This window comes from Pirellulales bacterium, assembly GCA_019694435.1.
Classification (GTDB): domain Bacteria; phylum Planctomycetota; class Planctomycetia; order Pirellulales; family JAEUIK01; genus JAIBBZ01.
Map to the genome: position 1 here is coordinate 39,848 of JAIBBZ010000038.1, position 7,312 is coordinate 47,159.

General features: G+C 65.9%; 6 protein-coding genes. 1 reads left to right on the plus strand and 5 read right to left on the minus strand.

Going from position 1 to position 7,312, the window contains the following annotated elements; translation table 11 throughout:
* The first annotated feature begins 15 nt into the window (after positions 1-15).
* Positions 16-1,494: a DUF1501 domain-containing protein gene (locus K1X74_20380; protein ID MBX7168705.1), complete on the plus strand. Its 1,479-nt coding sequence runs from the start codon at positions 16-18 to the stop codon at positions 1,492-1,494.
* Positions 1,495-1,549: 55 nt separating this feature from the next.
* On the opposite strand, the gene K1X74_20385 is transcribed toward K1X74_20380, so the two are convergent.
* The 5 genes from K1X74_20385 to K1X74_20405 all read right to left on the minus strand — a co-directional run.
* Positions 1,550-2,317: a phytanoyl-CoA dioxygenase family protein gene (locus K1X74_20385; protein ID MBX7168706.1), complete on the minus strand. Its 768-nt coding sequence runs from the start codon at positions 2,315-2,317 to the stop codon at positions 1,550-1,552.
* A 44-nt stretch (positions 2,318-2,361) separates the two neighbouring features.
* The gene (locus tag K1X74_20390; protein MBX7168707.1) at positions 2,362-3,492 is read right to left on the minus strand and encodes a hypothetical protein; all 1,131 of its coding nucleotides are present in this window, start codon (positions 3,490-3,492) and stop codon (positions 2,362-2,364) included.
* Between the two features lie 314 nt (positions 3,493-3,806).
* The gene (locus tag K1X74_20395) at positions 3,807-4,631 is read right to left on the minus strand and encodes an amidinotransferase (GenBank protein MBX7168708.1); all 825 of its coding nucleotides are present in this window, start codon (positions 4,629-4,631) and stop codon (positions 3,807-3,809) included.
* Between the two features lie 40 nt (positions 4,632-4,671).
* On the minus strand, positions 4,672-5,955 hold the full coding sequence (locus tag K1X74_20400; GenBank protein ID MBX7168709.1) for a TIGR00300 family protein: 1,284 nt from the start codon (positions 5,953-5,955) through the stop codon (positions 4,672-4,674).
* 364 nt (positions 5,956-6,319) lie between these two features.
* On the minus strand, positions 6,320-7,312 hold a 993-nt coding region (locus K1X74_20405), incomplete at its 5' end, for a hypothetical protein (protein MBX7168710.1).

The window sequence follows — 7,312 nt, forward strand, 5'->3', positions numbered from 1 at the left end:
GGGAGCCGTCCGCAGATGCACGACACACCTGCCCCTAGCACGCCCATTTGTTCACCTCTCGGGCGGCGCGAGTTCTTGCGCCGGGCCGGCAGCGGTTGCGGCATGTTGGCCCTGGCCGACATGTTGGCGCGCGACGGCCGACTCGCACCCATGGCCTCGGCGGCCTCGCCGGCGGCGATCAATCCGCTCGCCCCGCACGCCGGCCATCATCCGGCGAAGGCCAAGAGCATGATCTGGCTGTTCATGAACGGCGGTCAAAGCCAGGTCGACACCTGGGACTACAAGCCCGAGTTGGCCAAGCGCGACGGTCAGCCGCTGCCCGGCTTCGACCCCAAGACGGGCTTCTTCGCCGATCAGGTGGGTCCGTTGATGAAGTCGCCGTTTCAATTCCAGCAGCGCGGCGCGACGGGTACGTGGACATCGGAGATTTTTCCGCTGCTGGGCGAGCACGTCGACGATTTGGCGTTCATGTATTCCTGCTTTACAGAGACCAACAACCATTCGCCGGCCCTGTTCCAGGTGAACACGGGCTTCAGCCGGATGGGCTTTCCGTGCGTCGGATCGTGGATCACCTATGGCCTCGGCTCGGAAAGCAACAGCCTGCCCGGGTTCGTGGTGATGTACGACACGCTCGGCCGCGGCCTGCCCAAGGGCAACGCCAGCAATTGGAGCGCCGGCTTCTTGCCGAGCGTCTTTCAAGGTACGGCGCTAAATGCCCAGGGCGATCCGATCGACAATCTCACGCGCAACGTCCACCAGAACGATGCGCAGCAGCGCGCCCAGCTCGACTTTCTGCATCGGCTGAACGACGCCTATCAAGCGCAACACCCAGCCGATGCCGAACTGGCCGCACGCATCGAAAGCTTCGAGTTGGCCTATCGCATGCAGACGGTCGCGCCCGACGCGCTCGACGTCGCCAGCGAGTCGGCGGCGATCCAAGACCTGTACGGCCTGCATGACAAGCAGTGCGCGCACTTTGCCAAGCAATGCCTGATTGCCCGCCGGCTCGTCGAGCGCGGCGTTCGCTTCGTGCAGATCTACAGCGGTGGCATGGAAAACCAGCGCAGCTGGGACGGGCACGTCGACATTGCCGGCAACCACCGCCAATTCGCCGGCGAGACCGATCGCCCGATCGCGGCGCTACTCAGCGACCTGAAGCGTTTAGGGCTTTGGGACTCGACCCTGGTCGTCTGCAATGGCGAATTTGGCCGGCTGCCCATCGCGCAGAAGAGCCCCACGCCCGGTCGCGACCACAACCCGCACGCCTTTACCGCCTGGCTGGCAGGCGGAGGCGTCAAGGCCGGCGCGCGCCATGGAGCGACCGACGACGTCGGCTTCAAGGCCGTGGCCGACCGCGTTTCGATTCACGACCTGCACGCCACGATCTTGCACTTGATGGGTCTCGACCACAAGCGGCTCACGTTCCGCTTCAATGGCCGCGACTTCCGCCTGACCGACGTCTCGGGCGAAGTCGTCCAAACGGTCCTGGCATAAGGTCACCCCGGCAGACCGCACGCCCGGTGTCGACGCCTCGCGACGCACCGCTGACTCAAGAAAGCTCAGCCTTTGCGCCGCGCGGCACCGCCGGCAGCGGCCAGAACCAGTGCCACTGGTAGCCATCGGGCAGATCCGGCACGCCGGCGAACTCGAGATGAATCGTGCGACGACGCAGGCGCGTCTCGGCACTCGAATGGCCGCTCGTATGCGCCAAGAGCGGTCGCATGGCGAGCACGTCGCCGGCTTTGCCGAGCACGGGCTTCGACTGCGCAAAGTCGTCTGGCAGCGGTTTACCCATCCGGTGCGACCCGGGAAGCACCACGAGCGGTCCATTCTCCAAAGTGACGTCGTCGAGAAACAACCGTAGCGTCAGCATCTGCCGTAACAACTCTTCAGGGGCTTCGACGTGCGCGACGCCTGCTTTGTGCGTCGGCTTGCTGAATACGCGACGAGGCAAGTCGCTACTTCGCACAGCAATCGTCATGTCGCGGTGCCACGGTAAGGCCCAGCTCTTTTCCGGCGTCTTGTCGAAGTACAGCGCGCGCACGAGGCCACATCTCGGGCCCAAAATGTTGTTCAACAACGCCAACAGCTCGGGCACTTGCCAACAATCGCGCGCCGCAGGGCACCAATCGAGCACGTTGCGCGCGGCGACCGCCACTCCTTCGCGCTGCAGCAAGCTCGCCTTGGCCTCGTGCGAGGATAGATCGCGCTCGATTCGAGCCGCCAACTCACCAACCCCTTGCGGCGAAAACACGCAGGAGCAAACCACATAGCCCTGCGTGTCGATCTGATCGGCACATTCGTCGACGGGCTGCACGATCGAGCCTGATCTGCCAAGGTCGTTTGCCTACAAGCTGCCCGTCATTCTACCGCCGCGACTGCTGGGCTCACGACCCAGGCGAGCGAATCCTCCAGGAGCTTGCGCACGAGCCCCAGCCGTTCCGTGGGAATCGCCATGCCCTTGTTGTGGTAATAGGTCGCACGGTGCTGCCGGGCAAACTCCTCGGCGATTTGCCAGTTGTTGGCGTTCCACCCTTGAAACACGCCCGCCGGCTCGAGCGCGACCGGCGCCCGAGTTGCATGATTTTCCAATCCGCACTCGCGGATCGCGGCCGGGTAATACACCGCGTGATGCCAGGGGTCGCCCCAACCGTCGGTTCGCCACCCCCAGCGGCGTTCGTTGCAGGCATATGCGCACGTCTCGCCTGCGGCCCGATGAAACGACGGCGCCTTGAGCGTCATCAGCCGCGGCACCTCGGGAAACCTCGCGTCCACCAGGTCGATCGTCCAGCGGTAATCGGCCGCCGACGGCACGCGCACGCCGACCGGCGTCGAACCGTCGAAGTTGTTGAAGTGCCACTCACCCCACAGCCCCAGGCCAAGCATATCGACGTATTCCAGGCCGCCGCCGTAACGCGACTGGAGCTGCGTAAACAATCGGGCCAGTGCCCCCAGCAGCCATTCGATCTCTTCACGCACGCGCGGATGCGCAAGGTCGAAATGCCACAGCCGGCGCGGCGCGGCTCCGGCCGCCTCGAGCCAATCGAAGCTGAACCCGGGCCATCCGCCGTCGCGCATCCAGGCGATGCCGAGATGATCGGTATCTCCGCCCGAGCCCGGCGAGAGCGGGTTGAGCCGCCAGGCGAGTTTGAGCCCCGCGCGGGCCGCCGTGGCATACCAGTGCTCGATCACGTCGGTCCGCAGGGCCCGGGGGCCGGTGTGAACGTCGTCCCAGAAGAATCGCGCATAGAACGACCCGTTCCAGGTCGGCAGCTGCTCGCGCGAAGCGTCGATCTCGCCTCCAAACAGCTGCCAAGGGCGATGTGCCGTCGGCGGTGGATTCGGCGGCGGCCCGTCGCTGACTCGCTTTTCGACGGCCGCCACCCGCGCGGCCATCGCTGCCTGCTGTTGGGCCAGATCATCCACGCGTTTGCCGAGCGCCTCGATCTGCCCCCGGCTCGCCACACCCAAAATCTGCGCCCAATCCGGCATCTCGTGCCCCTCCCATGTCTCGCAACAGCCCCGAGAAGTTGTCGGCATTCCTGTCAGTGCCAAGCATCAATGCGGAGCTGGCCTGATTTCCAGGCGAATTTCCGTCAGGCACTGCAAACGAAACGCAGCCTCGTCGTTGGCCAGTTCGGTCTGCATGGGTCCTCACATCAGCGAAGATCTCACGACAACTTGGGAACGAATCATCGAGTGCCACGAGGGAATTGACTTCGATACATCGCTGATTGTGAATCCCCTCAGCTGAGAGACCATGACGCACGCTTGCTCCGAATGCACTCGCGGTGTGGGCTGAGACATCAACCCGCAGCCCGCCAAGCGGCGGCTTCTTCGCCGTCGAGGCGGAGCGTCAAGCATTTTGCGCTGCCGCCGGCTTTGACGAATTCGGCCAGCGGTGTTTCGACCGGCTCGAACTCGCGACGGCGCAGTTCCGCGTGCATTTTCGGGCAGCCGGTGTTGGTGATCACCGTGCGACCGATCACGACCGCGTTGCAGGCGAACGAGCGCGCCTCTTCCTCGGCGACGGAGATCAGGTCGGGCACCAGTTCACCGATCACCCGTCGGCCATACTCGTCGAACGCCGCTGGATACCACAGCGCCGCGCCCGGCGCCAGCGGGCAAAAGCACGTGTCGAGGTGGTAGTAATACGGATCGACCAGTTCCAGGGGGATCACCCGCACGCCCAACATCTGGCCAATCTCCTGCATGCCGCGCGCGTCACTGCGCAACCGGTAACCGGCAAACAGCGTGTCGCCGCAGAACAGCGCGTCGCCGGCCCCTTCAAAATACGTCGCCGGCGGCGGCTCCACGACCTCGAAGCCGGCCGCGGAGAACCAGGCGCGATCGTGAGGCTCTTCACCTTGCCGTTCCGGGTGGCGGAAATGCGCCAGCACGACACGCCGCCCGAAAATCAGTCCCGCGTTGGCCGTGAACACCAGATCGGGCAGGCCCGCCACGGGCGACAGCTGTTCGATTTCGGCCCCCGCGGCGCGAATTAGACCCGTCAGGCGCTCCCACTGTTCCAGCGCCGCGTGCCGGTCGCTGGGGCGCTCGCGGCTCATCCACGGATTGATCTCGTAATGAATGCCGTAATGTTCCGGTGGGCACATCAGGATCCGGCGCATCGGCGGCCTCGCTGCATCGCCCCCGGGCACACGCGGCGCGTCAGTCGAGCGCCGTGACATGGCCATGCTCCAAACGCGAAATCTCTTCAACCAACGAGCGCATGAACGGCTCGACGTCGGTCACCAGCCCTAGCGTCTGGAACGAACCCCGGTCGCCGAGTTTGATCACCGTCGAGGGATTGATGTCGACGCATACCACCTTGACCCAATCGGGCAGCAGGTTGCCGACGGCAATCGAATGCAGCGTCGTGGCCACCATCAGACAAAAGGTCACACCGTCCAACTGCTGGCGCATCCGCCGCTGCGCCTCGAGGGCGTCGGTAATGACTTCGGGAAGTGGCCCGTCGTCGCGGATGCTGCCGGCCAGCACGAATTCGACGTGTTGTCGGACGCATTCGTGCATGATCCCGCCGGTCAGCTCGCCGCTCTCGACGGCCCTGGCGATTCCGCCCAGCCGGCGGACGCGATTGATCGCCCGCAGATGATGTTCGTGTCCCGCATCGACCGGCTCGGCGCGTTCGAGCTGCACGCCGAGACTCGTGCCGAACCACGCCTGTTCGATATCGTGTGTCGCCAGGGCATTGCCGGCGAACAGGACGTTGATGTACCCGCCCCGGATCAGCCGGCAAACGTGCTCGCCGCTGCCGGTGTGCACGATCGCCGGCCCGCCGACCAGCAGCGTCCGTCCTCCGGCGGCGCGGTTCTCGAACATCGCTGCGGCGATTTGACGGATCATCACTCCCTTGGGCTTTTCGGTCGACACCGGGCTGCTCATGAATTCGAAACCGTGCGTCTCGCGTGCTCGGCCGTGCGGAAAGCTGCGCACGCCCGCATGACCGATGACGAGCGAATCACCGCAGCGCACCTCGACCATCGGCACACACCGCGCCGAGCGACGGGCCGGATCGACGACGATTCCGCAATCCATTTCCTGGTTGGCCACGGGCACCCAGGCACCGTTCAACCGCACTTCGGTGCGTTGGTTCGTCGTGCTGTAAAAGCCCTCGGGAAAGGCGCCATCCAAGTCGGCCGGTTCAAGCCGGCAATCGCGCTTGGCCGTCGGCACCGCGCCATGGTCGATGATCTGTGCCAGGATGTCGTGCAGCCGCTCTTCGCTCGGCGCCTGGACCTCGACCAGGGCAAAGCTCGGATCGGACCGCGCCTGACCGATCGTGATCCGTAAGATGCGAAACGCGCCGCCATGGGCGGTAATCAGGTCCAGCACCTTCGGCAGGATCAGGCTATCGATAATGTGACCGGTGATCTCGACCTGTTCGACGTAGGGCTGAGCCGGATAGGTGAGCGTCGAGCTGTCCGTCGGCATGGCTTCGATTCCTTTCTCGGGACAGGTTCGCAACCGGCCAGCCCAAGTAGACACGCGGGCCGGCGGGGATCGTCAAGAGAATTCTAGGCGCGCTGCCAAGCCGGCGCGGGCCTATCTTGCACGGGGAACGAGCCGAAATGCCGGCTGGCGCGATCGAGCATCACGGACGCCGGTGCAATCCCTAACCTCAAGCTACATCGAGACTTCACAAAGCGGCCTTGCCCCCCTATATTCAGCAGCAGGGTGGAAGAAAAACACATCGGCCGGGCAGCCTGCCGAGCCGTTTCCTTGCATTCTCGCCCTGCAGTGCCGGTCCGCGTCACTCCCGTGTGAGAGCCAAGACGCGAGCGCCGACCGAAACCGATCAGTAAAGGTCCGTATGTCTGAAAGTCACGAACCGTCCCATTGGGATGAACTCGCCTCGGAGCTGGGAGCGGAAGTTCGCCCCGAGGCCGCTCAACAGCCTGCAGCGCCCTCTCCCCCGCCGGCGCCGTCTCGAGCCAAGTCGGCAGCCGCGCCGAAGCCGCGTCCCAAGGCGGACTGGCGGTCCTTGTCCTTGGAGTTGGGCTTGAACGCGCCGCCCGAAGAAGAACCTGCCGCGCCGGCGGCGGCAGCGGCGAGTGAGGCCGCTCAGGCTCCGAAAGTGCCCGCCGAACCGGCGGACGAATACCTCGGCGGCGAAGCGGCGCAGGAGACTCCGTCGCGACGACCCGAGCGCGAACCGCGCTCGCGCCGTGACGAACGTCCGAGCCGAGAGGGCCGCGAAGAGCGCTCGAGTCACGAGGGGCGCGGCGGTCACGAAGGCCGCTCCGGCCGCGAGCAGCAAGGCCGAGAGGGGCGCTCGCGTGGCGAGCGCGGTGGCCGAGAGGAACGCGGCCACCGTTCCGGCGAGGCCCGCCGCGACGAAGGCCGCCGGCGCGAATCGAGTGGCGAGCGTCCACCGCGTCGCGAAGGCGAAGGCCAGCGCGAACGCGCCCCGCGCGGCGACGCCGAACGAGGCGGCCGCGACGAACGACGCGGCAAGCGACGCGACGAGCCGCAGCGCGAACGTCCCAAGCCCATCCCGCGCGACGACGCCCGATACGCCGAAGACGACATCGATCTGTTCGACGACATGGATGATTTGAGCGACGATCTGCCGCCCGCCGACCGCGGATCGGCGGCAGAAGTCGATACGGCCGAGCGCGGCGAGCGCGAGGGCGACGGCGACGTGCCCCGTCGCCGGCGTCGGCGGCGCCGCCGACGCGGCCGCGGCGATCGTGCCGGTGGAGAAGCTCGCGCCGAACGCGCCCCGACGGACGATCGTCAGGACGACGACGAAGACCTCTCGATCGCCGACGAATTCGGCCGCGCCGAC